The sequence below is a fragment of the Ensifer adhaerens genome, from assembly GCF_001270265.1.
Taxonomy (GTDB): domain Bacteria; phylum Pseudomonadota; class Alphaproteobacteria; order Rhizobiales; family Rhizobiaceae; genus Ensifer; species Ensifer adhaerens_B.
On the sequence record NZ_LGAP01000013.1, the window covers coordinates 97,500 to 124,351 of the forward strand.

Sequence of the window (26,852 nt, forward strand, 5' to 3'; positions counted from 1 at the left end):
AATGAACTCCCAATTAAGCTTGTTTGTTTTTATCGTCGTCAGTCGTATAGCCGGTGAGCGTTTTGCGCTCGTATTCCTGCACGAGGCTTGCGGCCAGGTTTCGGCTGTTGCCATCGAGCGAGGCATTGACGCGCTCGCGCGCATCGCCCGCGGCCAGCTGGTCGGCGATGCCGATGCCGCCGCTCTTGGAAATGACATCGCCGATCTGCTCGGCCATCATGCTTTTCCAGATGTCGCCGGATGTGCCCTTGCCGAAAACGTTCTCGCTGTCGTTCGGCAGCATGGACTTCACGAAATTCTGCAAGATCATCGCTTCGAACTTGCGATAGGTCTCGGGGACCTTTTTCTGTTCGACCCGATTGTTGATGTCGCCGAGGCCGCTCGATCCCTCCGAAGAATTGAGAACGTTGACGGCGGCTGCGAAACCGTTGCCGTTTTCCGCAAGGCTCGTCGCCTGGAAGGCGGCCCGGTTGGCTTTCAGCCGGGCCTGCGCTTCCTGCACCTCGGCCGGATCGGCCGCGCGAACGACGTCCATCACCAGATCGCTGGGCGGAGAGATAGCCATGACAAATCCTCTCGACAACGGCATTGCAGCGACCCCAATCGGGCCGGCGCAATGGCGCGTTCAACATCTCGACCGAACGTCCCACCCCATGGGGGAGCGTTCCGGATGCCGCACTATCGCCCTTCAACCTTACCGGAAGCTGGCGCGTGGCCGGCAACGTGTTGATCGATCAGGTCATAGATGGAATTGTCGGCCTCTTCCCGGTCTTCCCATTGCCGGGCGTCCTTCATGTTTTCCTCGAGCCGGTCGGCCTTGGCCCGCTCCTTCAGCATGCGCGCTTCGTGCGTCTGCTGGATGCCGAACAGCATCTGGTCCTTCTGCACGAGGCGCCCGACCTGCGAGGAATAGTGGCCGGAAAACATGCGATGCATCGGATGCGCCGAGCCCATGGCGTCGACGACCACGTCGATCGTCTCGGCCAGCACCTCGCGCTGTCGCACCATCTCGACGAAGTCGGCCTCGGCCATCTGTTCGAGATGGCGCTGAACGGCGACCAGGCGCTTGAGTTTTTCCGACCGCGTCTTCACCTGGCTATCCCCCTTGCATGACCGGTGCAAAACCGTCGCCGAACAGGCGCAGCATCGCGGCGATACCGAGATAGAGCAAGAACATGCCGCCCATGATCAGATAGGGCTGCGAGATGAAGTAGATCGGGATCTGCGGCGCCAGCTTGTTGACCATGCCGATCGCGACGTTGAACAAAAGCCCGTAGATCAGGAAGGGGCTCGCAAGCCTGAGCATGATCATGAAGGTCTGCTCGAGCGAATCCGTCAGGGTGATGAGCACGCCCTGCGGATCGAAGGCGCTGCCGACCGGCATGACCCGATAGGACTGGACGATCGCTTCGAACATCACGTGATGGAAGTCGAGCATGAACAGGATCATCAGCCCGGCAAAACTGATCATGCTGGTGAGCTGGTTCTCCGCCGTGTCTTCGAGCACATCAGACGACGGCGGCGGGCTGAAGCCCATCAGCATCGTTATCGTCGTGCCGGCGAATTGAAGGCCAAGCACGTAGTAGCGGGCAACCAGGCCGATGACCGCGCCGACGGCGGTTTCGGCGGCGATCAGGTAGATATAGGTGTGCCCTTTGCCGGTCACCTCAGGATAGATATCGGTCCACATGACCGGCAGGATCGCCATGGAGATGGCGACCGCGGTAAACAGCCGGATCTGCATGGGAATGCGTGCGGTCGAGAACCCCGGCATGATCATGATGCACGCCCCGATCCGGCAGAATGCCGCAAACAGCGCGAGCACCGTGCCCTCGGGGTCGGTTATCATGAAATCGAGCCGATGATCTTGATCTCGAGTCCCTTGGCAAGCTCGACATGCGAGAGCACGGGCAAAGTGGCAAAAAGACGCTCGATGATCATGCGGACATAAGAGCGGGATTCGGGCGAACTTACCAGTACGAAGGGCATGCCCCGATCGAGATGTTCACGGATAACTTTGGTTGCCTGCTCGCTGAACTCTTCGAGATGCCGGGGATCGATGTCGAACTCGACGACCTCACCCTTGGCGTCGCGCTTCAGCGCCTGGTGGAACACCATGTCCCATTTGTTGCCGAGGCGCAGGACGCGCAGGATGCCGTTGTCGGCGAGGTCGCCGCACAGCTGCTGCGACATGCGCACGCGCACGTGCTCGACGATCTGCTCGGTCTTGCGGACATGCGGCGCCAGTTCGGCAACCGCTTCGAGGATCAGGTGCAGGTTGCGGATCGATACCCTCTCCGCCAGCAGCAGCTTCAAGACCGCCTGCAACCCGGAATAGGACATGTGCGACGTGCAGATTTCGTCGGCCAGCTTGCGGTATTCCGGATCCAGCCGATCGATCAGCACCTTCACGTCCTTGTAAGAGAGAAGATGCGGCAGGTTGTTGCGGATGACCTCGGAAAGATGCGTCAGCACGACGGAGACGTTGTCGATCGGGTGGAAGCCTTCGCGTTTCAGGTCTTCGGTGAATGTCTCGAGGATCGAAACCGCCGGCATGCCGAAGGCGGGTTCGCGGATCTCGTCTCCCGGCACGCTCGGACGACGGCCGCCGCCGGTGACAACAAGAACTTCGCCGACGCGCACCGTGTTGGAGGCGATCGTCGTGCCGTGGATGCGCACGTGATAGGCCTTGTCCGGGATGCTGATATCGTCGGAAACCTTGATTTCCGGAATGACGAGGCCGTATTGGCCGGCGAACTTGCGGCGCATCTTGCCGACACGGAAGGCCAGTTCCTGGTGGGCGCCGAGCAGTCGGGTCGACACCTGCTTGCCCAGCAGCAATTCGATCTCCGCCGTCTTCAGCACCGACTTGACCGAATCCGCCTCGCCGTCCTTGGTCTGCTGCGCCGTGGCAGCCTCCTGCACCCGGCGCGCCGCATTCTCCGCTTCGATCTGCCGCGGAATGAGCCAGCTCAGGAATGCCATGCCGCCGCCGAGAACGGCAAACGGGAAAAACGGCAGGCCCGGAACCAGCGCAAGCAGGATAATCAGTCCAGAAGCAACCATCAAAGCGCGGGGATAGCCGCCGAGCTGCCCGACAACGGCCTGGTCGGTAGAGCCGGCCGTTCCGCCACGCGACACGAGCAGGCCGGCAGCAAGCGAAACGATCAGCGCCGGGATCTGCGAGACGAGACCGTCGCCGACCGAAAGCTTCACGAAAACGTCGGCGGCTTCGCCGATCGGCATGTCGTGGCGCAGATAGCCGATGATAATGCCGCCGAAGATGTTGATCGCGGTGATGATCAGGCCGGCGATCGCGTCGCCGCGCACGAATTTCGACGCACCGTCCATTGCGCCGAAGAACGAGCTTTCCTGCTCCAATTCGCGACGGCGATGCTGCGCTTCCTTCTCGTCGATCAGGCCGGCCGAAAGGTCGGCGTCGATCGCCATCTGCTTGCCGGGAATGGCATCGAGGGTGAAACGCGCACCGACTTCGGCGATGCGCGTCGCGCCCTTGGTGATGACGATGAAGTTCACCGTGATCAGAATCAGGAAGACGATCAGACCGATGACGAAATCGCCGGACATGACGAGGCTGGCAAAGCCGGAGATGACGCCGCCGGCTGCACCGTGGCCTTCGTGACCGTGGGAGAGGATGACGCGCGTAGTTGCAATGTTCAACGCCAGGCGAACCATGGTCGAAATCAGCAGGATCGTCGGAAAGGACGAGAATTCGAGAGGCCGCTGGATCCACAGCGCCACCATCAGGATCAGAACCGAAAAGGCGATCGAGAAAGCCAGCCCCATATCGATCAGGAACGGCGGGATCGGCAGGAAGAGAATTGCCAGGATCATGACGATCCCGAGCGCAAAGCCGATATCCCGGCCCTTTGGTGCTACTTTCGGGATGATCAACGCTGCTTGCAGTGCCATGTCTCTTCCGTCTCTTCATGAGAGGTCGGGCAGCATTCACACGCGCTGCCCCAATCTTAAGACTGGAGATAGAGGCCCAAGCTTGCGCGAAGGTGGTAGCGCGAAAGCGCGCTCAGAATCCGGACTGGATTCGAGAGAAAACGATGTCGGTGAAGATCGAGATCTGAGCGCCGATGAAGGGCGCGGAAACGGCGACCGTGATCATCACGGCAAGGATCTTCGGGACAAAGGTCAGGGTCATTTCCTGAACCTGGGTCAGCGCCTGAATGAAGGCGATGACGACGCCGACGATCATCGCGGCAAGAACGGCAGGCCCCGAGGCCACGATCACGGTCCAGATCGCAGCCTGTACAATATCGAGGGCATCCGCCTCATTCATACGGGTATCACTTTACCTTGACGCCTGGGCCGATAACGAGCTCCTTGCCGTTATCGAGCACTGCAATGATTCCGTCAGAGTATAGTTTGACTTCCTTGACAACGCCAGTGACCGTACCGTCGGCATTGGTGACAGTCTTGCCGATCACCGCATCCGCCTCGCTGAGCGACGTGCGTTGCAGCAGGCTCTCGAGATTCTTGTTGGTCTTGATCGTCTGCTCGACCTGCGAGAAGGTCGCGAGCTGCGCGATCTGCTGCGTGGCGTCCATCGGCTGCGTCGGGTCCTGATTCTTCATCTGGGCCACGAGCAGCTTGAGGAAGCTCTCGTAGTTCAGCGACGCCTTGCTGGCGTCGTTGCCCGAATCGGTACCCGAGACGATCGGGGTGTAGTCGTTGTTGCTGACGCCGCTTACCGCCATGGTGCGATCTCCTTGCGAATCTGCTCGACCGTGGCCGGCGTGATTTCCTGCGTGTTGAGGATGCGGTCTTCGATGGCGTAGAGCCCGCGGATCGCCTTCAGCGCCTCGAAAGCGCGGCCGTTGGTGACCAGGCCATCGACCCGCTTCAGCTCAGCGAGGATCTCTTCGTTCTTGAAGCAGTTGAGCAGCATGACGATCGACTTGCGGAACATGGCGGTCGACTGCTCGGCGCCTTCCGGGTTGATCAGGATCATCTGGGCGATGAAGTAGAGCTGCTTCAGCGGCGTCGTCGCATCTTCCGGCTGAAGCACGTGGTTTTCCAGAAGGAAGGTCACGTCATTCAGGAATTCGACGGCGACCTTGCGGTCAACGCGAAGCACCGCGCCGTTTACAAAAATTCTTTCGCCCGACTTCAGCGAGATACGCAGTGTGCTCTTCATTTCAGTCCATCCCTGATGATGGTGGTAATGTCAATTATGCCCTGGAAGTTGGAGGATTCGCGTTTGCGGATCTTTTCCGTCTCGTTGAGTATCCAGATGGCGATCGAAATCAGATTGGCGCGCAGCTCTTCATTGAGCTGGTTTTCCGGAGCGCGAAGATCCTCGATGAAGCGGATCCAGACGCGCCGGGTAAAATAGATCGCCTCTATGGCTTCTCGCGAATACCCGTTCTGCTGTCTTGCGGCTTCAAGGAGCGCAATCGAGCGATCGAGTACCTGCCGCTCTCGATTCTTGGAGTCGGCAACGCCATCCTCCATGATCTCGGCATAGGAAAATTGGTACATTCAGACATCCTTCATGTTTGTCCGGTCGCCTCTTCTCAGAGGTAGTTGAGCAAGCTCATCTGCTGCAGTCTCGACGTCAGCGCGTAGGATGTATCGAGCTGGGTCTTCAACATGTTCACACGCGTCGCCGTTTCTTCCGGATCGATGCCATTGATGTCGGTGATGTGGGTCTTGACGAGCTTCTCCTGCGCCTCCAGCGAAGTCGTCGCCTTCTTGACGCGCGACTCGGAGATACCGAGCGAGCTGCGTTCCCCGTTCAATCCGGCAATAGCCTGCTCCATGTAGCCGAAGGCGGCGTTGTTGAGCGTGCTGCGAACTTGCGAATTGACGTTCTTGTCCATCAGTTCCGTCGAAATGACGCTCGCAAGCGCGAACATCCGGAAGCTCTTGGTGTTGGCGTTGGTCGAGCTTTCGATGACCTCGCTGGCGCTGATGCGGCTTGTCATGTTCTGGTTCGACGCATCAGACCAGTTGGTATCCCAATCCGTGCCCATGAACATCGGCTCGAGTTCGGTCGTGATGAAGTCCTGCATCTGGGTCGGCGTAAACTGGCTCATGTCGGCGAGGCCGTTCGCCGACATGTAGCTGCTGAGCGCCGCATCGAATGCGACCTTGGCCGCAGACGGGGGCACGGAGTTGTAGTCGGCCAGCGGCTTGACGTCGGTGTTGATGCCGGAAAACAGAAACTCGCCGTTGAAGGAGGTATTCGCCGCCGATGTGAAGATCTGAAGCGCGCCGTTCACTTCGGACTTCAGGATCTTCATCGCGTCGACACTGTCGTTGCCCTTGTAGGTCACAAGCGTGTCGCGCACCTTTTCGGCGGCCTTCTGCATCGTCTCGAGCGCGCCCTGGGACGCGGAAAGCCTTTGCGTGACCACGGCGTTGGTGCCCTTCAGGGCGCCCATTCTGTCCAGCTCGCGCTGCAGGTTGAGTGATCGCGACGTCGACGCGCCAAGCGTCAGGCCGACGTCGTAGTGAATGCCGCTCGTGCTCTCCTGGGTCCGTCGCAGCAACTCGGCTTGAGTCTGCTGAATCGTCAGGCGCATGGCGGTCTGAATCGCCAGGTTTGAAACGAAGGATGTCTTCATGATTACCTCACAGCTTCCATTAGGGCCGCCATCATGGCGTCCACGGTGCTGACCAGCTTGGCCGATGCTTTGTAGGATTGTTCGAGATCGAGCAGCAGCGACAGTTCTTCGTCGATGCTGACGCCGGTCTGCTTGCTCAGAGCTTCGGCCGTGCGCGACAGCAGCGCCGACTTGCTGTCGTCGGCCGTCGATGCTGTCTTGCGGAACTGCTCGAGCCAGCCGACCGAACTGGTGGCGAAATTCAGAATGCTGCTGTTGTTATCGAGGCCGGACGCTGGGTCGAACGCCATGTTCTCACCCATCTTGTTGATGAAGCCGTCCAGCAGATCGGTATAGCCTGCGTTGCCTGTCGGGTTGTTCGACGTGCCGTCGAAACCACCGTCGCGCAGCATCAGCGGGTTTGCCTTGGCAAGCGCATTGACCGTGATCTTCGACGCCATGCCAGGCACGATGCCGACGGGCGGAATACCGGGACTTCCCCAGGTAAACAGGCCGGGCTGGCCGCCTTCCTGGAACAGGGTCACCAGGCCGCGGGCAATCTCGTCGAGCTGCGACTGGAATTTCGGCCCGACGTCGTCGCGCAACTGCACGAGCGCCGCAAGCTTACCCTTCGCCGTGGTGTCGGCGCCGGTCCCCGCTGCGATCGGCACGCCGTCGACATAGATCTTGTTGCCGACGGTCGAAGCATCATAAACCGTCTGCGGGGCAAAGGTGACCGAGCGCGGGATGGTCTCGAACAGAACGGTACCATCCGTGGTGAAGATCACGGTGTCGTTGTTGGCGCGCGTGGTCGTCGAAATGCCGACGATCTCGGAAACCTGCTTCAAGATCTTGTCGCGCTGATCGAGCGCGTCGTTCGGATCGGTGCCCTGGGCCGTTGCCGCCTTGACGGCATTGTTCGCCTTTTCGAACTCCGCCAGCAAGCCATTCAGCTTGCCAACCTCCAACGCGATTTCCTTGTCGGCATCCTCGCGCATGTCCTGGACGGACTTGGAGGCCTTGTTCAGCGAATCCGCCAGGTCCCCGGCGTCGGAGACCGCGGTGGCGGCGATCGTCTTGTTGCCGGGGGTCGCGGCGAAGGTCTGAAGGCTGTTGCGGAAATCGGCGAGCAGCTTCGATGGCGCCGTTTCGTAGCTGTTGCCACCGAGCGCCGACTTCATCAGTTCAAGGCCCTCGCGGAGCCTTGCCTGACCGGAAGCCTCGCCCATGCCGGCGATGCTCTGTTTGAGCAGCGCCTCGTTCTGGGCACGGTAGATGGATACGACCTGTGCGCCGTTGGCCGTGCTCCCAAGCAGAGCAAGCCGACGCGAGTAGTCCGCGTTGCCCGCATTCGCGATGTTCTTCGACACGGTTGCGGTTTGCTGCGCCGTGTTGCTGAAGGCCTGTTGTGCGATGGATATTGCGGAGGACAGCGACATGACGCGGACCGTATCTCTTTCAATTACCGTTTCAGGTTGACCAGAACTTCAAGCAGATCCGAAGCGGTCTGGAACACCTTGGAGTTTGCCGTGTAGTTGCGCTGCGCCTCGATCATCGATGTCAGCTCGTTGGCGATATCGACGTTCGAGTTTTCGAGCGCCTTGGACTGGATGTTGCCGAAAGCGCCGGAGCCGGCAAAACCGGTGACGATGACGCCGGAATCGGTGCCCTGCGAATAGACGTTGCCCGACTGCGGCAAGAGCTTGTCCGGGCTCTGCACGGTCGCAAGCGCGATGCGGAACTTCGGAATGAGGTTGCCGTCGCCGTATTTGACGTAGACGATCCCTTCCTTGTCGATCTCGAAGCCCGACATCTTGCTCGGCTTGCTGCCGTCGATGCCGCCACCGCTGCTGGTGAAGTCGCCGCCGAGCTGCGATGTCTTGGTAAAGTCGATCGTCAGCGCGCCGAGATTTGCGCCGGTGCCGGGCAGGTTGTTGATCGCCGCCGTCGTCAATGTCGTCGGCGTCGTCGTCAGCTTGCCGGCTCCGTCGAAGACCAGGCTCTGCGAACCGATGACACCGGTCACCGGCGGGCCGACAGTATAGGTGGCACGGTCGCGCACTTCGAGCGACCAGTTGTTGGCAGCCGTTTTCTTGTAAACGAAGTCGAGGATGCGAGTGTTGCCCTGGCTGTCATAGACGACGAGCGAGGTCGGCTTCTCGTCACCGACGGCAGCGCCGGAAGGCAGGTTCGCTTCCATCGCGCCCTTGGTGGAACCGGAAGCCACCAGGCCTTCGTCCTTGAGCTTGACTTCGGTCAGGCCGTCGAAGCCGTTGACAACGACCGTTGGGTCGGCGCCGGCCTTGTATTCGTAACCCATCAGCTTGAAGCCGGCGGTGTTGACGAGGTTGCCGTCCTTGTCGGGAACGAAAGAGCCGGCACGCGTCAGGAAATTCTCGCCGCCGTTGCCCTGCACGATGAAGAAGCCGCCGCCGTTGATCGCGAGGTCGCTCGCCGACGTCGTGTAGCTCGTGCCGCCCTGCTGCGAGATGCTGTAGCGCACCTGAGTCTCGACGCCGCCGGAATTGTAGTTGCCGCCGCCCGAAGGCAGGATCATCGATGAGAATTCTGTCGAGGCCCGCTTGTAGCCGGTCGTGTTCGAATTCGCGATGTTTTCAGCCACAGTGCCGAGACGGTTCGACTGAGCGTTCATCCCGGAGACGCCCGTTCTCATGCTGCCATAGAGACTCATATCGTATCCTCATTTCCACGTTGCAGCGACACTAGGAAGCGGGCCTTGCGTGAACCTGTCTTAGGTGCCGCCTTCGGCCGCCTGAGCGCGCCTTAGTTCCAGTCGATGCAGTAGCCGAGGAAACGCTTGGAATCGATCGGGTCGAAGCCGAGCTTCTTGCGCAGTTTCTTACGCAGTTTGCTGATGTGGCTTTCGACGACGTTCTCCTCGACGTCTTCATCGAAGATGCCGTAAATCGCGTTGAAAATCTGAGACTTGGACACCCGGCGCCCGCGGTTGGAGACCAGGTATTCGAGAATGCGGCGCTCGCGGCGCGGCAATGCGAACACGTCGCCGTTGATCTCCGGATCGCGGCCATCGGCAAAGACGCGGATCGGACCGATGTCGGTGTAGTTGTTGATGGCTTTCAGGCGGCGGCGGATCGCCGCCACCCGGGCCAGGATCTCGCGGGGGTGAACCGGCTTGCGAACGACATCGTCGACGCCGCAGTCAAACAACGCCAGCGTGTTTTCGAGAGAGGGCGTATCGCTGACGGCGATGACAGGCGCCATCGACCGATCGCGGATCGCGCGCGGCAAGGCAAAGGTGCTATCGCCCTGGCCGATCAGAAACGCTTCGACCGCGTCGATATCCGAGTCTGCCGCCGCATTCACCCACTCGCCGAACTCCTTGGGATCGAAGCCCGTCGAGGGAATTCCTTCACGCCCGAAAAGCGACGTATAGCCGTCTTTTACGAGTTCTCTATCGTCAACCACTACGATCATTCGTCCGCCTCCGAATCAGTATGGCACCGCACTGATTGAGAGGTACGAATCGAGGGATTCATGAACAACTAGAGGAAGTTAATGGGTGGAATTAATAATTGATTAACCATATCGCGCCGATTTGATCTACATCTAGTGGCTAAGCGTTAACGATCACACTAAAATAATGTGGAAAAGTTAACGACTTGCGACAAAACCACTTGCCGTCACATTCTCTGCGCATTGTCGCCACAATGCGGCATGGCCTGCAATCAAGCAATCAATGGTTGTTTATTGGCAGAACTGCGTGGCGCTCGGCGTCCACTTGCCGTAACCCGTCGCGACCAGATTCGCGATCACTCGACAGACATATTTCTTCTGCGCCGGGTCGTTGTTCGGGCCGGCGTGATACCGCGCGACGGCCATGGTCCAGCTATCGTGCTTCGCGCGAAGGTTGGACAGGAAGCGCGCGGCATATTCGACATTCTTGCGTGGGTCAAGCATCTCCGTCGGCGATGCGAACTGATCTCCATGGAAGTAGTAATTGATCTGCATGCAACCGAGATCGATCAGCTTGGCACCCTGCGCCCGGGCGTCGGCAAATCGAACGAGAACGTCCTCCGTACTGGTGCCGAAATAGGCCTTGCCCTCGATATTCATCGCGTAGGGCTGCAGCGACCCCTTGCGACCGGTTTCCGTCAATCCGACGGAATAGAGGATCCCGGCGGGGATGCCATATTTCGACGCTGCCGAGATGATTTCACGCTCGCAGATGCCAGAGCCAGCGCTGGCGAATGCGCTACATGTAGACATGACCAGTGCGAGAACGCTCAGTGCCGGCAACCGCATCATCCGTACCGCCATTGCCAACCCGCCTTTCCGCCACTGAACCCTGGCTGTCGCCATCCTGCCGCTGCCGCCCCTGCCCGCCACCATCCTCGGCGCGTTCGCGGCCCTGCTGGCCCGCCTGGGCCTGCTGTTGCTGTTGGGAACTGCCGCCGGTCGAGGCGTCGCTGCCCGAATTGAACACGACGTTGATCTGATCGACCGCGAAGCCTTGGGCCCGCAATGCCTTGACCATTTCGCTCTGGTCGTCGCGCAACTGACGGAAGGCTTCGCCGTTTTCCACCTTCAGTTCGACCTGCAGCTCGTCGTCTTTCAACCGCAACGTTGCGGTGACGAGGCCGAGCTCGATTGGATGCATCTGGATCTTGAGCGTGTTCAAGGTCTTGCCGGCCTGCGTCCAGGCGCCCGGCTGGCCGAGTGCTGCGCTCGGCTGCAGCGACTGGGCAAAGCCCGCGTCGCCGGTGATCGCGTTGGTGACATTGGTGGAATTGGTGTTCATCGAAATGCCGAGATAACGGCGAGCTTCGAGCACGGTAACGTTTTCGGCCTTGGCCGATGACCGAGCCGCGTCGACAGTCGCGCGTTCGCCATCCTTCGATATGCTCATCGAGATCGCCTGCCCCTTGCCATCGGCGCGGGCAAAGCGGAACAGCCGGTCGGTTTCCTGCTCGCCGTCGGCACCCCCAGCGTTTGCACCATGGGCATCGATCATCTCGCCATGCGCGATGCCCTTCGCTCCGCGTTCGCCGAGCGCATGAACGCCACCCGCGCCACCTTGGGCATCTGCATGCGTCGACGGCATCGCGTTGCCGCCGAGCAACGTCAGCAGATCGTCCACGCTGGCGCTTGGCGAGGTTTTCCCACCAGAACCTGCGGTCGCATCGGCTGGCTCGCCGTTGCCTTCGACGCCCTGCGCGCCGCTCGCCTGCGTCTTGTTCAACCCGCGCGACAAGGCCGCCATGCGCGCGGCTAGGTCGGCCGTTTCACCCGCGGCGTCGGATGCACCCGCATGTTCCCGCGCCTGTGCCGCCTTGGCGGAAGCAAGACGCTTGGCGTCCCTTTCGCGCTCGGCAAGCGAGAACCGTTCCTTCTGAGCATTGTGATTTTCGAGCGATGGATCTTCGAGATCTCCAGGCGCGCGATTGTGCGCCGGCTTGGTGATCGAGACCTTGGCTTCTCCGCCTTTGATGCTGCCGTTGCCGATCAAGCCCGCCGCTCCCGAGTTTTCGCCATCGGCCGCATTGCCGGTGCCCTCGCTCGAGCCTTGTGCACCCTGGCCGTTTGCCTTCTGGCGCCCAGCGGTTGCGACGGCATCCTCGAAGGCGCCAGGGGCCTGCTCCTTGCCGCCCGCGCGCGCACCCGTCTTGGCCGTCTGGGTCGGAGGCGGTGCACGCAGGCTTTCGTCGAGAGCTCTCATTTGCCTTCTCCCCTTAGCAGCGCATCGATCTCCTCGACCTTGGACCGGCCCTTTGCGACGAAACCGTCATGGGATGGGTCGGAGGTGGCGGCAGTCTCGGCACTGGCTTGCGTCGTCTCGCCAGCCGTCGGGGCGCCAGCCTGTGCCGCCGGTTCACCGAACGGGCTCATGCCGCTTCCCGTTTCCGCGCCGTCGATTTGCTCCTCTGGCGTGGCTGGTCTGACCGGTCTAGCGGAGAACGCTTGCGTGAGGCTTTCATCGTCCGGTGGTCTGACGACAGCATCTGCAACCGCCTTGGCCGCGTCACGCAAGGCGCGATCGCGCGGAGAAAGTTCTGCGTCCGGGATCGCCGCGATGCTTTGGGTCGCGGCGAAGACGTCAGACGATGGTACCGACGCCAGCCCGGCGTAAAAATTGGCGAGCACATGCGGCTCGGAGGCGCCATCGGCAGCGAGCTGCTCGGCCCGCTCCGAGGCAAGCTTTGCCAGGGTCTGTTTGCCGCTGATGGCCGCACGCCGCGCAACGCGCAGATAGACCTCCCGCTGACGCGGCGCATCCATGAAGGTCAGGATTTCGGAAATCCGCTCGTGCGCCGCCTCGTCGAAATGCCCCACAGCCAGCTCGACGAAGACATCGGCGAATTGGCTGGCATAGGGCGACGTCAGGTAGCGGCGGGCGTAGTTCAGCGCATAACGAAAGCCCTTGTCGGGCAGGTTCGCCTGCACCGCGAGGAAGACTGAACGACGAAGTGCGGCCTCTTCAATGATTGTTCCCGGAGCGGTCAACCGTGCCCAGTCGTAGAACTTCATGGCCTCGACCGGATCCTGCTGCGATGTGGCATTGCCGAGGATCAGGAACAGGTAAGGACCGATACGGGAGTTCCGGTACTCTGGGGCCGCCTTCGACAGGCTCTCGACGATCAGGCCGCCCTTGCCGCCGAGATATTGGCTCAGCGCATCGGTGACGCGCGAATCGAAATTGCCGGCGACATCATGATCGGCGAGATAGTTGAGCGTCTCCGGGTTGCCCCCGCTCATAGCGTAGACGAGCGCCGCATCGACGTTACGCGGGTCGCCGAACACGGACGCATCCGCAGCCCGCAGCCGCTTGTCGATCGCGCCGAGCATGAAGCGCTGCATCTCGATGGCCGAATGATCGCCGAGCACCACCGAGTCCTGCACATATTGCAGCGACCGGATCATCTTGAATGGTGCAAGCTCCCCGAGGTCGTTGGCGTGAACCATTCCCGCCGAAAGCGGAATGGCGAGCGCCGACATCATCAAGGTGGATCGCAAGCGTCGCAGCATCGGTTCTAGCCCTTTGCCGACTGCAGCAGGATTTCGATGCGGCGGCTGCCGGGGGCATAGGGGTCGCCAGGGGTCTGCAGTCGTCGGTCGGCAAAGCCGCTGATCTGACTGACGCGATCTTCCTTCAGGCCGCCGCGGGCGAGCATGTAATAGGCGCTCTGGGCGCGCGCAGCCGACAGGCGCCAGTTGTCATAGGTACCGTCCTTGAATGGACGACCATCGGTGTGGCCACGGATGGCGACGGCGCCCTGGCGCTCAGACAACAACCGGCCGATCTTCTCCATGGCCATGACCAGTTCCTTCTGCGGCACGGCCGAGCCGACGGCAAACATCTGGGAATCCGTCTGCTCGCTGATCGTTACCAGAAGACCGCCTTCGGCCGGCGCCACGACGAGCCCCTCGGCCAGTTTCCCGGCATCGCCGCCGAGTGCCTTCTCGATCTCGGCCTTCAGTTCTTCGGCCTGGGCCGCGGCATCCTGCTTCGAAAGCTCAGCCTTTTCAGCGTCGGCGTTGCCGGCATCGGAAGGCTTCGCCCCCCCTTCGGCCTTTTGTTCTTCGGCGGTCTTTTGCAGTGGCGCTGCGCCGCTTTCCATGGCCGCCTTGGATGCCAAGGCGACGTCCTTCTCGGTCGTATTGCCGGCATCCTTGACTTCGACCTGCTTGGTCCAGAAATCCGGGTCGAACGGATCGCGATAGGCCTCGCCGCCTTCCGCGCCGGTCGACGGCCCGGATTGCGCCGCGCCGCCGTCACCCTTGGCGCTGATGTTTGCCTGCTGGCCGACCTCCTGCGCGATTTCCGAAAGCACCGAATAAGGGTTCTCGAAGAAATCGGCGTCGGAGTACTTCGTTTCCTCGCCCGAGGTCGCCGTTAGCTGGTCGCCTGTTTTGGCCGAGCCACCGGACTTTTCCTGCTCGCCGTCGACCTTCGATCGCTGCTGCGTCTCTTCGCCCTGCGCATCCTTGGCAGGATCCTTCAGGCCACGCTCGGCGGGCTTCTGGTCGGTCAATTGCACCGGATTGAAATAGGAGGCGATCGCCGCCTTGGTTTCCTCGTTGGCGGCATTGATCAGCCACATGACGAGGAAGAAGGCCATCATCGCCGTCATGAAGTCGGCATAGGCGATCTTCCACCCGCCGCCGTGATGACCGTCATGACCCCCACTCACTCGTTTGACGATGATGATTTCGTTCTTGCCGTTGTGGTGGCTTTCGTCGCTCATGCCAGAACCTTCCGGACAGTGTCGGCCCAAGCCGCCATTCTTGTAACGAGGATCGTCTCGTCCATTTCGATGGCGAGGTCGATATCGTTGGTTTCAACGTGGCGGAACACCGGCATATTGTCGCCGAGGCTGCTCTTCAGGGCTTCGAACAGAGGAAGCGGACCCTTGACGGTGATCGCGCAGCCTTCACCGGCAATAATTCCCTGCCGGATCATCTGCGCCATATCGGCAACGGCGCGCTGCAGGAGCGCCTCCTCCATGACAGGTGCCAGCACACGGGCGGTCTGGTCGCCCAGAGACACGGCCAGTTGCTCCGTCATTTCCTGAAAGCGTTCGGCCATGCGGCTTGCCGCCTCTTCCTCGAGGCGCCTGGTCAGTGCTTCGATTTCGGCCGCATGGGCCGCCTGGAGGTCGGCAATCTGGTTGCCGTGCTCGAAGGCAAGCTCGGCAGCCGCTTCGGCGCGACCCTGTTCGAAAGCCTCGCGACGCTCGGCCTCGACATCGATCTGCGGCGCAACTGAGCGCGGGGCGTGACGTTCGCTGTCGGAATAATCGACATCTAGATCGGGGAAATACTTCGGCGGCATCATCGACAATTCGACTTTCGGCGCGCTGAAATCCTTGAGATAACGGGACAGCATCGCGCTCATGGCTGGAACCTCGATGCGCGCAGCACGATAGAAGGCGATCCCCGTCTGCCTGACAGGCGCCGCCTTACGGCGCAGAATTCCGATGATCCTGACACTGCTGAAATGTCTCCCTCGGGTCCCGCCGCCGATAGCGGCGAACCCTGCATTCTTTGACTTACAATGGCCGCGCGGGAATTTTCATTCCGGCGGCGGGCCGATGCAGGCGGCGGCGCAAATCTCATATTGGCCGGCAGTCATCTGACAGGACTGCGAGGGAAGGCTATGCGGTCAAACTTGTGCGAAAATGAATGTGTTGGACCGCGCCAGGGCAATTAGCGCGGTCCAACCGTTTCCACCGGGTGCCGTGACCGACGACGTGGCAGAACTCAATTCGTTCCGGCATCCACCTTTGCGGCGGATTTGGCCGGGTGGTCTCAAACCGGCGACACGCAAGCGCCACCGGTTTAAAACCTTACTGCTGGAAGAGGCGCAGTATGTTTTCGGAATTGGTGTTGGCGATCGACAGCGCCTGAATGCCGAGTTGCTGCTGCGTCTGCAGCGCCTTCAACCGCGTCGATTCCTCATTCATGTCGGCATCGACCAAACGACCGACGCCCTTGTCGATCGTATCCATCAGGTTGGCGACGAAGCTTCCCTGCATGTCGATGCGCTTGGTAATCGCGCCGAGCGTCGAACCGGCATCGGTCAACTGCCCGAGGATCTTGTCCACGACGCGGATCATCGCGTCCATGTTGAGAGGTGAGGTCGTCGCAGTCAGCGTGATTTCGGTGCCCGTCGGCGGTGCAGCGGGCGGGGCGGCGATCAGGTAGTACGGATCGGCGGTGCCCGTCGGCGTCTGCAGAAGCGCGTCGGCATCGTAGGCCCTGGTCAGCAGGCCGCGCGCCGAGCTGCCCGTGTCGATCAGCATCGATTGCGCCGTGTCGAAGTCGAGCGTCGTGATCGAAACATTGCCATTGCCATCGCGGTTGAACGAGGCAACGATCGACTTTGTGCCGACGGCGGCAGTATTGGTGTTGTAGAGCCAGTTCTCGCTCGAGAATGACGCTGATTGCGCAGCGGACATGAGCTGGTTCTTCAGCTCGGTGATTTCCTTGTTGATCTTGAGCTTATCGACACCGGGCTCGCGCGCGGCGACAAGCTTGGTCTTGATTTCGGTGACGACATCGATGGATGCCTTCATCGCCGCATAGGCGGTATCGACCTTCGCCGCACCGAGACCGAGCGCGTCCTGAACGGTGGAAAGCGCGGCGTTGTCCGAGCGCATGGTGGTCGCGATCGACCAATAGGCGGCGTTGTCGGCTGCGGTCTGCACGCGGTACCCGGACGAGATCCGGTCCTGCACTTCGGCCATGTTGGTGTTGATCGAGCGCAACGTCTGGAGTGCGGCCATGGCGGCCGTGTTGGTCATGATGCTGGTCATTGGTCACTTGCCCCGAAAGATTTTCTGAGAACATTCCGGAGTGAATGACCGGCAGCGACGGGACTAGCGTCATGCGAACCGCCCCTGTTTTGCCCTGGGGGCGACCCTTCGCTCTTAACGAATGTGTAACGATTGTTTGGTTAACAAACGGTTAACGCCATTCATAAGTCGGTAACAAAGGTGAACAAAAATAAGGAAGTATGAAGCAGGCGTTAATTGCGAAAGGCGGCGCGTCCCAAACGAAAAACCGCGCCGTCCTGTTCGGACGACGCGGCTTCCCGGAGGTCATGATCATGACGGGCGAAGGCTCGCCCACCATGTCCCGTGCGCCGATTAACGGAACAGCGACAGGATGTTCTGCGAATTGGTGTTGGCGATCGTCAGAGCCTGGATGCCGAGCTGCTGCTGCGTCTGCAGAGCCTTCAGGCGGGTCGACTCTTCGTTCATGTCGGCATCAACCAGCTTGCCGACGCCCGATTCGATCGAGTCCATCAGGTTGTCGACGAAGTCCTTCTGGAGGTCGACGCGCTTGTTGATGGCACCGAGGTCTGCAGCGGAATCGGTCATGCTCTTCAGGACGGTGTCGACGCCGCTGAGGTAGTTGGCCAGTGTCGTTGCCGTTACCCCAGTGCTGATGTCGAGGGTCAGAACGCTGACGCCGGCGATGGCCGTGCCAGTGGAGTCAAGGAGTGCGTCTGTGAGCAGGCCGTTTGCGGTTGCTGCTTCGTCGATCAGCATGGTCTTGGTCGTGTCGACGTCGAGCGTCGTCAGGCTGACATTGCTGTTGGCGTCACGGTTGAACGAACCGACGATCGACTTCGTGCCCGGAGCAGTTGCGCCGGAAGCGGTGTAGAGCCAGTTTTCGCCAGAGAACGAAGCGGACTTGACGATGCTCTTCAGCTGATCCTGAAGCTGCGTGATTTCCTTCTGGACCTTGGACTTGTCAACGCCCGGCTCGCTGGCAGCAACGAGCTTTGCCTTGATTTCGTCGACGACGGAGATCGCGGCTTTCATGCCGGTGTAAGCAACGTCGGTCTTGGCAGCGCCGAGGCCGAGTGCGTCCTGAACCGTGCCGAGGGCCTTGTTGTCCGAACGCATGGTCGTTGCGATCGACCAGTAAGCAGCGTTGTCGGAAGCGTTGCCAACGCGGTAGCCGGACGAAATACGGTCCTGCGTCGTTTCCATCGAGGAATTGATCGAACGCAGCGTGGAAAGTGCGGCCATTGCCGCGTTGTTGGTCATGATAGACGTCATTGGCTGAGTGCCCCTTGGGAAAACTGGATTGAAAGGGACATTCCGGGATTACCGGGAACCGGCGGCCAGCTTCATGCCTGCTAACGCGTTAATCTTGTTGGTTAACCCGCCGTTTCGATAGCCACAGAAAACACCAAGATGGTTAACGAAGCTTGAAACCGCAGACGAAAAAAACATAACGACAAAAGAAAAACCGCGCCTCGATCGAGACGCGGTTTTTCGTATTGCAATCCGGAACCGAAGTCGCCGGTATCTGAACCGATTAACGGAACAGCGACAGGATGTTCTGCGAGCTGCTGTTGGCGATCGAGAGAGCCTGGATGCCGAGCTGCTGCTGTGTCTGCAGAGCCTTCAGGCGGGTCGACTCTTCGTTCATGTCGGCATCAACCAGCTTGCCGACGCCCGATTCGATCGAGTCCATCAGGTTGTCGACGAAGTCCTTCTGGAGGTCGACGCGCTTGTTGACGGCACCGAGGTCCGAAGCGGCATCGGTCATGCTCTTCAGGACGGTGTCGACGCCGCTGAGGTAGTTGGCCAGTGTCGTTGCAGTTACCCCAGTGCTGATGTCGAGGGTCAGAACGCTGACGCCGGCGATGGCCGTGCCAGTGGAGTCAAGGAGTGCGTCTGTGAGCAGGCCGTTTGCGGTTGCTGCTTCGTCGATCAGCATGGTCTTGGTCGTGTCGACGTCGAGCGTCGTCAGGCTGACATTGCTGTTGGAGTCACGGTTGAACGAACCGACGATCGACTTCGTGCCCGGAGCAGTTGCGCCGGAAGCGGTGTAGAGCCAGTTTTCGCCGGAGAAGCCAGCGGACTTGACGACGCTCTTCAGCTGTTCCTGAAGCTGCGTGATTTCCTTCTGGACCTTGGACTTGTCAACGCCCGGCTCGCTGGCAGCAACGAGCTTTGCCTTGATTTCGTCGACGACGGAGATCGCGGCTTTCATGCCGGTGTAAGCAACGTCGGTCTTGGCAGCGCCAAGGCCGAGTGCGTCCTGAACCGTGCCGAGGGCCTTGTTGTCCGAACGCATGGTCGTTGCGATCGACCAGTAAGCAGCGTTGTCGGAAGCGTTGCCAACGCGGTAGCCGGACGAAATACGGTCCTGCGTCGTTTCCATCGAGGAATTGATCGAACGCAGCGTCGAAAGTGCGGCCATTGCCGAGTTGTTGGTCATAATAGAAGTCATGAGACTGTCCCTCAAATTTACAAGGTTACACGGTTGGGGACATACCGGACTGAAAACGCCTACCGGTAATGACGGACCGGCTTCATGCCACTCGGCTCCGCTCACGCAAGTGAAGGAAACCAAACCCGTCATGTGACGGTGAATATCGCCTCCAATGCTTGCGATTTCATTAAGGCAGCAAGATATTTTCGAAGCAAAATCCTATGGTTAACAGCACGTTACTTTCACCTCAGCTCGCTTCGTACGAATGACTTCAGCGAGACTGAATTTATTGGGAAACAATACGCAATTCGTTCAGCAATCCCGCCTGGGGCAAGGTTTCTGCTTCAAAACGGTATCTTGGTACATTGACGTTGCACAGGCTTGCGCGGTGACAACGGTTGCGCTTTTTCCATGGAGCTTCCCTTGAACGCCCACACCATCTTTTCTTCCGCTTCGCGGCAGTATCAAAAAGGTCAGTACACCGAGGCACTCGATTCCCTTAATCAGTTGCTCGATCTTACCCGCGATGCCAAGACATATGCGCTTTTGGCAAAGGTGCTGCTGAAACTCGGCTTCCGCAGCGACGCCGCGCAAGCCTATCAGTTGGCCGGCGAAGAAGGCGGATTGCGTTCCGAGCATTTCCTGGCGGAGGCCATGAAGCTGCATTTCGCCTGCGGCAACGATGATCAGGCCTTGAGCCTCGGCCGGCCCTTGCTCGAGCAGGCAAAGACCGATCCCGAACTTGCCTACATCATCGTGACCTTGTTCCTGAAGCGCGACCAGGCCGATATTCTCGGTCCTTTCAAATCGACACTCTCGGCGAGCGCCCGGCAGGAACACCAGGTGCTTGCGGCAAAGCTGCTGACGTCGGATGTCGGAAACAACGATGATCGCGAGATCGTCACCAACCTGTTCCGGCGGACGCCATCGAACCCGGTCCTGCTGTCGGCCTATCTCGTTTTCATGCAGGAAGTGAACAACTTCAACGAAATCGAAAACTATGCGCAAGCGCTGGAGCGTGCGGTCCAAGCGACCAACCGCAAATTCCTGCGCGCAGAAACGCCTTTCTACAATGTGCACTGGTGCCGCGATGAAAGGCTGAACCGCCTGGCCGCTGCGCTTGATCAGCCGTTCCCGCCAACATTGCCCGAGGAACGCCGCAAGATGCAGCACGTGTGGGGCAAGAAGATACGGCTGGGTTACCTTTCGAACGACTTCTGGGGACCGCACGCGACCATGAAGCTTCTGCAAGCCGTGCTGACCTCGCATGATCGCGAGAAATTCGACGTGACGCTCTTCTGCTACACGCCGGAAAAACACCTCGCCGTTGCTGGCGAAGGGCGTCAGACCTGGGGCAAAATCGTCCGCATCGAAAGCCTTTCCGACGAGCAGGCGGCCCAGACGATTCGCGACGAGCAGATCGATATCCTCGTCGATCTCAAGGGCCATACGATGAACAGTCGCGTTGCCATCCTCAACCACAAGACCGCACCTGTGCAGACCACATGGCTCGGTTTCCCCGGCACCACCGTCAACGTCGACCTCGACTACATCATCGGCGACCGCCACGTCCTTCCCGATGGCAGCGAGGACCACTACTACGAGCGCTTCTGCCGGTTGCCCGAAACCTACCAGCCGAACGACCCGGCCGGTCGGCCACGGCCGGCAGCGATGACACGTACGCAAGCGGGCCTACCGGAAGACGCTTTCGTCTACGCATCATTCAACGCCAACCGCAAGATCACCGTTGAAACCATGAAGGCATGGGCCGAGATCCTGCGCAGGACGCCTGACAGCGTTCTCTGGCTGATGTGCCCCAAGCCGGAAGCCCAGGCCCATATTCTTCGGCGTTTCCAGAGCTACGGTATCACCACAAAACGCATCATCTTCTGCACGAAGGTCGAGTACGAACAACACTTGGCGCGTATCCCAGCCGCCGACCTCGGCCTCGACACTTTCCCCTGTAACGGACACACCACGACGTCCGAGCAGTTGTGGATGGGCTTGCCGGTGCTGACGCCAAAGGGCACGCACTTCGCCTCGCGCGTCAGCGAAAGCCTGCTGCGCGCGATCGGACTGCCGGAACTCGTTACCGCCGATGTCGACGACTACATCGAGCAGGCGGTCGCTCTTTACGCAAACCGCGACAAGATTACCGAATACAAGCAGAGGCTCGACGACAACCGGCTGCAGATGCCGCTCTTCGACGCAGAACGCTTCTGCCGCCACCTCGAGCAGGCCTACGAGGCGATGGCAGACCGCGCAAGGAAGGGATTGGAGCCCGCATTGATCGACGTGCCGGCCCTGCCTCCCCGCGCTGGGTCCTTCGCCCTGTAAAGCCAGAGGGCGGGCTCAGCCGCCGACACGCCTTGCTTCGCCTGAAACCCCGCCCGCCCGGCGGGGTTTTTCGTTCGAGACCAGAGAAGAACCGGCAAATTGCGTACGGCGGCACGCGTCAAGCATGGCGCGGCAATGACGCCGCCGTGCTTCTAACTTGCCGTATGTTCCCTGGCGAGGTCGACCTCGGGCATTCGGCCGGAGCAGCGGCCACTCGCAAAAGGCGGACGTGTCAGCAGGCCAATGCGACAACGACAAAGGGGAATGGAGACAGTCGCTCAGCTGAACGAGCGTACCAGGCTGCCGACGAGCAGGTTCCAACCGTCGATCAGCACGAAGAAGAGGATCTTGAAGGGCAGAGAGATTGCCGTCGGCGGCAGCATCATCATGCCCATCGCCATGGTGATGGTGGCGACGATCAGGTCGATCACCAGGAACGGCAGCATGATGAGGAAGCCGATCTCGAAGCCGCGGCGGATTTCAGAGATCATGAAGGCGGGAACGACGGCACGCAGGTCGACCTTGTCGTCGACGACGACCGTCTGGCCCTTTTCCTTGGCGATATCGATGAAGAGCTGCAGGTCCTTGTCGCGGGTATTGGCAAGCATGAATTCACGGAACGGCTCGGCGATGCGCGGCAGCGCTTCTGTTTCCGTAATCTGGTTCTTCATCAGCGGATCGATGCCGTCGCGCCAGGCGCGATCAAAAGTCGGCGCCATGACGTAGAAGGTCATGAACAGCGCCAGCGAAACCATGATCATGTTCGACGGCGTCGTTGCCAGGCCCATACCGGTGCGCAGGATGGCGAAGGCGATCACGAAGCGCGGAAAGCTGGTGACCATGATGAGGATGCCGGGCGCGACCGAAAGAACGGTCAAAAGGCCGAACGTCCGGATGATCCAGGACGCGGCCGAGCCGTCGATGGGGGTGTTCAGGATGTCAGAGGGAAAACTCTGGGCGCCGGCAATTCCGGACATCGCCATCATGGCGACTATGAAGGCGATGAGCCGGATCATTTAGCGAATCATTGAATGACGAAGGTTCTGAACATAACATTGGTTACGCGCCCATCTGAGCGCAGGTCAACCCGTTCCTGGATGTCATCCCGCAGATATTGGAAGCCGCGCGGCCCCTGGATCTGCTGCAGCGACACGGTTTTCAGATAGGCGGCGATATCCTGGTGAATCTGCTCGGCCATGGCCGGGTCCGGAGCGCCGTCGAACTGCAAAGCCACCTCGATCCGGATCCAGTTTTCCGAGGGATAGGCAAGGTTCGTGGTGATCGGCTCGAGCTGGACGACGCCGTTGGCCTCGGTGGCGATCTTCGGCACGCCCTCCTCGCCGGTCGCGTTCGGAGCGACGTCCTTGGTCGCTTCCACCTGTTCCTTGGGCGGCGGTGGCGCCAGCATGCCGCCGACCAGCCAGCCGCCGCCGCCGGCGACGAGCGTCAGGACGGCGACAATCGCGATCGTCATCACCTTCGACGGTGATTTCGCGGGCGCGGCGGTTTCGAGTTCTTCCATCTTGCCATTCCCTGCCGATCAGATCGGCGAAATCAAATCCATGATCTGCTGGCCGTAAGGCGGCTGCTGCACTTCGGTAAGGCGGCCGCGGCCACCATAGGAAATGCGCGCCTCGGCAATGCGGTCGTAGGAGATCACGTTGTTGGCATCGACGTCCTGCGTGCGCACGATACCGGCGACATTGAGGATGCGAAGCTCGTGGTTGACGCGAACCTCCTGCGAACCGCTGATCAAGAGGTTGCCATTCTCGAGCACTCCGGTGACAACCGCTGCGACAAGCAGCTGCAGCTTTTCGGACCGCTCGGTCGTGCCGTCGCCTTCGGTCTTGGTGTTGGAGCCATATTCCAGTTCACCCGACCAACCGAAGTCGCTGGCCTCCGACTGGCCGCTCGCGCCGATGTTGAAGCCGCTGGTGTTCTTGCGGCTGCGGTCGGTCTTGTTGTCGAACGACGCCTTGTCGTTGATGGCGATCTCGACAGTCAGGATGTCGCCGACGTTAAGCGCGCGCGCATCCTTGAAGAGCGCCGACTGCTGGTCGTTCCAGAGCGAGAAACCGTTGGCCACGTGGCGCGGCTCCTTGGGGTACATGGCAAGCTGCGGCGTCTGGGTATACTGCAGACCGCTGCCGATCGGGCTCATGGCAGGGGCGCGGCCGATCTCGTTGAAAGCCTGGTTCTGACATCCTGCGAGGAGGCCCGCGGCCAAGACGGCCGTTAGACGCATTTTCATGATGGTTCCTTCGAGGTGTTCGGATCGCTGGCACTCGAGATGATGTTGGTCAGAATGGCCGCCTTTTCGTCGCTCATTTCGCTGAGGATCAGCGACGATTGGCGCGCCGGCAGGCGCATGACGATCGCGGCCGCAATCTCCGGATTGACCATTTCAAGCTTACCCGCGGCAGCATCCGGCTTCATCGTCTTGTAGATGCCAACGAGACCGATCTCGGCCTGCTTGAGGAATTCGTTGCGGCGTTTCAGCCAGTCTTCGTATTCCTCGCGGCGCTTTTCGAGCGTAGCAATCCGGTCGTCGACATTCGCCTGAAGAGCTTCCAGCTCCTTGCGCTGCAGAACGTAGCGCTGGTCGCGGGCAGCATCGGCGATATTGGTGCAGAACTGCTGGATTTCATTGGCGGTGGCGTTGCTGGCAGGCGGCGCGGTGACGTCCTGGGCAAACGCGCCGGGCATCGCCAGCATCGAAGCGACGGCAGCCGAGGCGAGCAGGACATTGCAGGATCTTCCGAGTAGACGATCGATGTTCATCATTGCAGGACAAGCTCCGCCTGAAGGGCCCCGGCCGTTTTGATGCTTTGCAGGATGGCGATGATGCCGTCGGGCTTGACGCCGATATTGTTGAGACCTGCAACGAGAGACCGGAGGCTCGAGCCGTTGAGAATGGCGACCGTGCCCCCGTCGGACTGTGCCTGGATGGTGGTGTTCGGCTCCAGCGCCGTCTGGCCACGCGAGAACGGCAGCGGCTGAACGACGGTCGGCGTTTCACTGACCTCCACGGTCAAGGTGCCGTAGCTGACGGCCACCTCGTTGACGCGCACGTCCTGACCGATGACGATCGTGCCGGTGCGCTCGTTGATGACGACCCTTGCCGGGACATCGGTTTCGATGACGATGTTTTCGATGTCCGCCATCAGCCGCGCGAGATCCGCCATCTTCGGCTTTTCAACGAGAACGGCCTGCGAGTCCCGAGCTTCGGCGATACGACCACCATATTGCCCGGCGGCATATTTGTTGATTGCCGCCGCCATGCCGACCGCGGTGGAAAAATCAGGGTTGCGCAACTGCAGCACAAGATTGAAACCGTCCTTGAACTTCGACGGCAGTTCGCGCTCGATGATGGCGCCGTTCGGCACGCGGCCTGAGGTCGTCACCCCCTGATTGAGCGTTGCCGCGTCGCCTTCCGCATTGAAACCGGTGACGACGACCGAGCCCTGAGCTACTGCATAGATCTGGCCGTCGGCGCCCGAAAGCGAGGTCATCACCAGAGTGCCGCCGCGCAGCGACGTGGAATCGCCGAGCGATCCGACCGTCACGTCGACGCGGCTGCCGGGGCTGGCGAAGGGCGGCAGGTTCGCCGTGACGAGAACGGCCGCGACGTTGCGCGTGCGCGATTCGCCGCCCTGGGTCGAGATGCCGAGGTTCTGCAGCATGGCGCGCATCGATTGATCGGTAAACGGTGACGAGCGCAGGCTGTCGCCCGTTCCCTGTAGGCCGACGACGAGGCCATAGCCGATGAGCTGGTTGTCACGGCCGGCCTGCAGCGAGGCAACGTCCTTGATCCGCGACGCGCCGAAGGCGGGCGTCACCGCTGTGGACAGCGCGACGGCCAGCGTCAGGAACCATTTGCAGGCAAGCATTTTCATTTCGCCACCACATGTATCGTGCCGTCGGCCATCACCGTTCCGGAAACGATAACGCCAGTATCAATGTTGCGAGCCCGGATCAGGTCGCCGATCGCGGCGTCCTCAAGGGGCGAACCGGCCGCGCTGATGGTCAGGCCGCCATTGCTGAAGACCAGACGGACCGTGGAGCCGCGCTCGACCGCGTATTGCTCGCGCAGAGCGGAGGCCAGGATGACGCGGCCTGGGAGCAGCGTGCGCTTGCTGACCTTGCCGTCGATTTCGCTCAACGTCCTGACGTAGCCGTCCGTCAAATCGGGGTTGGTCACGTCGACGACCTCGAGCCTGCTCGCGTCGATCGCTTCGCCGGGGTAGATGGTCTGCTTGGGGATGACCGCCGTCAGCCGTTCCGCAAAGCCTGCCGAAGGCGACAGGAAAGCGGCGGCAAGCAAAATGCCTGCCACCACGTGCCGCGCCCTTGGCGCGGAACCGTCCTTCTGAGCTGTCATTCCTGCGGCTCGGCGAAACGTCATGTTTGCCCCCTCTTCCGTTACCTGAGGTTCTTGCTCACCGTAGCCGCCATTTCGTCTGCGGCCTGGATGATCTTGGAGTTCATCTCATAGGCGCGCTGGGCCGAGATCAGGTCGGTGATTTCCTTGACCGGATCGACATTCGACGCTTCGAGATACTTCTGCTTGATCAGAGCAAAGCCCGGATCGGCCGGCGTGCCGACGATCGGCTCGCCGGAGGCAGGCGTCTGCTTGAAGAGGTTTTCGCCCTGTGGCTCGAGGCCCGCTTCATTGACGAAGTTGGCAACCGTCAGCTGGCCGATCTCCTGCATCGCCGGATCGTTGCCGATGCGCACCATGACCTGGCCGGAGCTGGTAAAGGCGATTTCGGTGGCGTCCTGCGGAACGGTAATGCCCGGCACGACGGTGTAGCCGTCGATGGTGACCAGCTGGCCCTGCGCATTCTTGTTGAAGGCGCCCGCACGGGTATAGACCGTCTCTCCATCCGGCGTTTCGACCTGGAACCAGCCGCGACCGACCAGCGCGAGGTCATAGTCGTTGCCGGTGCTGACGAGGCTGCCCTGGATATGCAGGTTGCGCACCGCGGCCGTCTGGACGCCGAGACCGATGATCGCGCCTTCCGGAACGATCGCCTGGTTGGAACGGTTCGGCACGCCCTGGGCGCGCTCGGTTTGATAGAGCAGGTCGGAAAACTCTGCGCGGGCACGCTTGTAGCCGGTCGTGTTGATGTTCGCGATGTTGTTCGCGATCACTTCAAGGTTCAGCTGCTGGGCGTTCATGCCGGTTGCGGCAATGGAAAGGGCCTTCATGTCTCGTTC

The 26,852-nt window shown here is 60.7% G+C and carries 28 protein-coding genes; 1 reads left to right on the plus strand and 27 read right to left on the minus strand.

The features are described from left to right. Positions 1-13: 13 nt before the first annotated feature. From AC244_RS19290 to AC244_RS19385, 20 genes are all read right to left on the minus strand, one after another. Positions 14-565 (minus strand): rod-binding protein, encoded by a 552-nt coding sequence (locus AC244_RS19290; RefSeq protein WP_053250443.1) that lies wholly within the window; start codon positions 563-565, stop codon positions 14-16. 113 nt (positions 566-678) lie between these two features. Next, positions 679-1,092 carry a hypothetical protein gene (locus AC244_RS19295; RefSeq protein WP_053250444.1) on the minus strand — a complete coding sequence of 138 codons (414 nt, stop codon included), beginning with the start codon at positions 1,090-1,092 and terminating at the stop codon, positions 679-681. 4 nt (positions 1,093-1,096) lie between these two features. Then, the gene (fliR, locus tag AC244_RS19300) at positions 1,097-1,849 is read right to left on the minus strand and encodes a flagellar biosynthetic protein FliR (RefSeq protein ID WP_053250445.1); all 753 of its coding nucleotides are present in this window, start codon (positions 1,847-1,849) and stop codon (positions 1,097-1,099) included. Then, entirely contained in the window at positions 1,846-3,933 is a 2,088-nt protein-coding gene (flhA, locus tag AC244_RS19305) for a flagellar biosynthesis protein FlhA (protein ID WP_053250446.1), read from the minus strand. The genes fliR and flhA overlap by 4 nt, the downstream gene beginning before the upstream one ends. A gap of 112 nt (positions 3,934-4,045) precedes the next feature. Further along, positions 4,046-4,312 (minus strand): flagellar biosynthesis protein FliQ, encoded by a 267-nt coding sequence (fliQ, locus tag AC244_RS19310; protein WP_025425945.1) that lies wholly within the window; start codon positions 4,310-4,312, stop codon positions 4,046-4,048. 7 nt (positions 4,313-4,319) lie between these two features. Further along, positions 4,320-4,730, minus strand: a complete 411-nt coding sequence (gene flgD / locus AC244_RS19315; RefSeq protein WP_053250447.1) for a flagellar hook assembly protein FlgD — start codon at positions 4,728-4,730, stop codon at positions 4,320-4,322. Next, complete coding sequence (gene flbT / locus AC244_RS19320) at positions 4,721-5,170, minus strand: flagellar biosynthesis repressor FlbT (protein ID WP_034800746.1); 450 nt, start codon at positions 5,168-5,170, stop codon at positions 4,721-4,723. Before flbT ends, flgD begins: the two co-directional genes overlap by 10 nt. Further along, positions 5,167-5,514, minus strand: coding sequence for a flagellar biosynthesis regulator FlaF (flaF, locus tag AC244_RS19325; RefSeq protein WP_025425942.1), 348 nt, complete (start codon positions 5,512-5,514; stop codon positions 5,167-5,169). Before flaF ends, flbT begins: the two co-directional genes overlap by 4 nt. A gap of 35 nt (positions 5,515-5,549) precedes the next feature. Next, a complete protein-coding gene (locus AC244_RS19330; RefSeq protein WP_053250448.1) occupies positions 5,550-6,602 on the minus strand; it encodes a flagellar hook-associated family protein in 1,053 nt (350 codons plus the stop codon). Positions 6,603-6,604: 2 nt separating this feature from the next. Beyond that, complete coding sequence (flgK, locus tag AC244_RS19335) at positions 6,605-8,020, minus strand: flagellar hook-associated protein FlgK (RefSeq protein ID WP_053250449.1); 1,416 nt, start codon at positions 8,018-8,020, stop codon at positions 6,605-6,607. Positions 8,021-8,043: 23 nt separating this feature from the next. Continuing rightward, positions 8,044-9,273, minus strand: a complete 1,230-nt coding sequence (locus AC244_RS19340) for a flagellar hook protein FlgE (protein ID WP_053250450.1) — start codon at positions 9,271-9,273, stop codon at positions 8,044-8,046. A 92-nt stretch (positions 9,274-9,365) separates the two neighbouring features. Beyond that, positions 9,366-10,037 (minus strand): transcriptional activator Rem, encoded by a 672-nt coding sequence (rem, locus tag AC244_RS19345; RefSeq protein WP_025425938.1) that lies wholly within the window; start codon positions 10,035-10,037, stop codon positions 9,366-9,368. A gap of 270 nt (positions 10,038-10,307) precedes the next feature. Further along, positions 10,308-10,865 carry a transglycosylase SLT domain-containing protein gene (locus tag AC244_RS19350; protein ID WP_053250451.1) on the minus strand — a complete coding sequence of 186 codons (558 nt, stop codon included), beginning with the start codon at positions 10,863-10,865 and terminating at the stop codon, positions 10,308-10,310. Continuing rightward, entirely contained in the window at positions 10,816-12,279 is a 1,464-nt protein-coding gene (locus AC244_RS19355; RefSeq protein ID WP_053250452.1) for a flagellar hook-length control protein FliK, read from the minus strand. Before AC244_RS19355 ends, AC244_RS19350 begins: the two co-directional genes overlap by 50 nt. Then, entirely contained in the window at positions 12,276-13,586 is a 1,311-nt protein-coding gene (motC, locus tag AC244_RS19360; RefSeq protein ID WP_053250453.1) for a chemotaxis protein MotC, read from the minus strand. Before motC ends, AC244_RS19355 begins: the two co-directional genes overlap by 4 nt. Positions 13,587-13,591: 5 nt before the next feature. Next, a complete protein-coding gene (locus AC244_RS19365; RefSeq protein ID WP_053250454.1) occupies positions 13,592-14,806 on the minus strand; it encodes a MotB family protein in 1,215 nt (404 codons plus the stop codon). After that, the gene (locus tag AC244_RS19370; protein WP_053250455.1) at positions 14,803-15,456 is read right to left on the minus strand and encodes a hypothetical protein; all 654 of its coding nucleotides are present in this window, start codon (positions 15,454-15,456) and stop codon (positions 14,803-14,805) included. The genes AC244_RS19365 and AC244_RS19370 overlap by 4 nt, the downstream gene beginning before the upstream one ends. A gap of 451 nt (positions 15,457-15,907) precedes the next feature. Further along, complete coding sequence (locus tag AC244_RS19375) at positions 15,908-16,876, minus strand: flagellin (RefSeq protein WP_053250456.1); 969 nt, start codon at positions 16,874-16,876, stop codon at positions 15,908-15,910. Between the two features lie 333 nt (positions 16,877-17,209). Further along, on the minus strand, positions 17,210-18,130 hold the full coding sequence (locus AC244_RS19380) for a flagellin (protein ID WP_053250457.1): 921 nt from the start codon (positions 18,128-18,130) through the stop codon (positions 17,210-17,212). 262 nt (positions 18,131-18,392) lie between these two features. Beyond that, positions 18,393-19,313 carry a flagellin gene (locus AC244_RS19385; protein ID WP_053250458.1) on the minus strand — a complete coding sequence of 307 codons (921 nt, stop codon included), beginning with the start codon at positions 19,311-19,313 and terminating at the stop codon, positions 18,393-18,395. Between the two features lie 405 nt (positions 19,314-19,718). Between AC244_RS19385 and AC244_RS19390 the strand changes: the two genes are divergently transcribed. Continuing rightward, on the plus strand, positions 19,719-21,632 hold the full coding sequence (locus AC244_RS19390) for a glycosyl transferase (protein ID WP_234716983.1): 1,914 nt from the start codon (positions 19,719-19,721) through the stop codon (positions 21,630-21,632). A gap of 278 nt (positions 21,633-21,910) precedes the next feature. Here AC244_RS19390 and fliP read toward each other — a convergent pair whose 3' ends face one another. The 7 genes from fliP to flgG are packed head-to-tail and all read right to left on the minus strand — an operon-like array spanning position 21,911 to position 26,843. After that, the gene (fliP, locus tag AC244_RS19395; protein ID WP_053250460.1) at positions 21,911-22,648 is read right to left on the minus strand and encodes a flagellar type III secretion system pore protein FliP; all 738 of its coding nucleotides are present in this window, start codon (positions 22,646-22,648) and stop codon (positions 21,911-21,913) included. Between the two features lie 8 nt (positions 22,649-22,656). Next, complete coding sequence (locus tag AC244_RS19400; RefSeq protein WP_053250461.1) at positions 22,657-23,154, minus strand: flagellar basal body-associated FliL family protein; 498 nt, start codon at positions 23,152-23,154, stop codon at positions 22,657-22,659. An 18-nt stretch (positions 23,155-23,172) separates the two neighbouring features. Next, positions 23,173-23,883, minus strand: a complete 711-nt coding sequence (gene flgH / locus AC244_RS19405; RefSeq protein WP_053250462.1) for a flagellar basal body L-ring protein FlgH — start codon at positions 23,881-23,883, stop codon at positions 23,173-23,175. Then, the gene (locus AC244_RS19410) at positions 23,880-24,413 is read right to left on the minus strand and encodes a MotE family protein (RefSeq protein WP_414735938.1); all 534 of its coding nucleotides are present in this window, start codon (positions 24,411-24,413) and stop codon (positions 23,880-23,882) included. The genes flgH and AC244_RS19410 overlap by 4 nt, the downstream gene beginning before the upstream one ends. Beyond that, entirely contained in the window at positions 24,413-25,528 is a 1,116-nt protein-coding gene (locus AC244_RS19415) for a flagellar basal body P-ring protein FlgI (RefSeq protein WP_053250464.1), read from the minus strand. Before AC244_RS19415 ends, AC244_RS19410 begins: the two co-directional genes overlap by 1 nt. Next, positions 25,525-26,037 carry a flagellar basal body P-ring formation chaperone FlgA gene (gene flgA, locus AC244_RS19420; RefSeq protein WP_053250465.1) on the minus strand — a complete coding sequence of 171 codons (513 nt, stop codon included), beginning with the start codon at positions 26,035-26,037 and terminating at the stop codon, positions 25,525-25,527. The genes AC244_RS19415 and flgA overlap by 4 nt, the downstream gene beginning before the upstream one ends. Before the next feature lie 17 nt (positions 26,038-26,054). Continuing rightward, positions 26,055-26,843 (minus strand): flagellar basal-body rod protein FlgG, encoded by a 789-nt coding sequence (gene flgG / locus AC244_RS19425; protein ID WP_053250466.1) that lies wholly within the window; start codon positions 26,841-26,843, stop codon positions 26,055-26,057. Between the last annotated feature and the right edge of the window lie 9 nt (positions 26,844-26,852).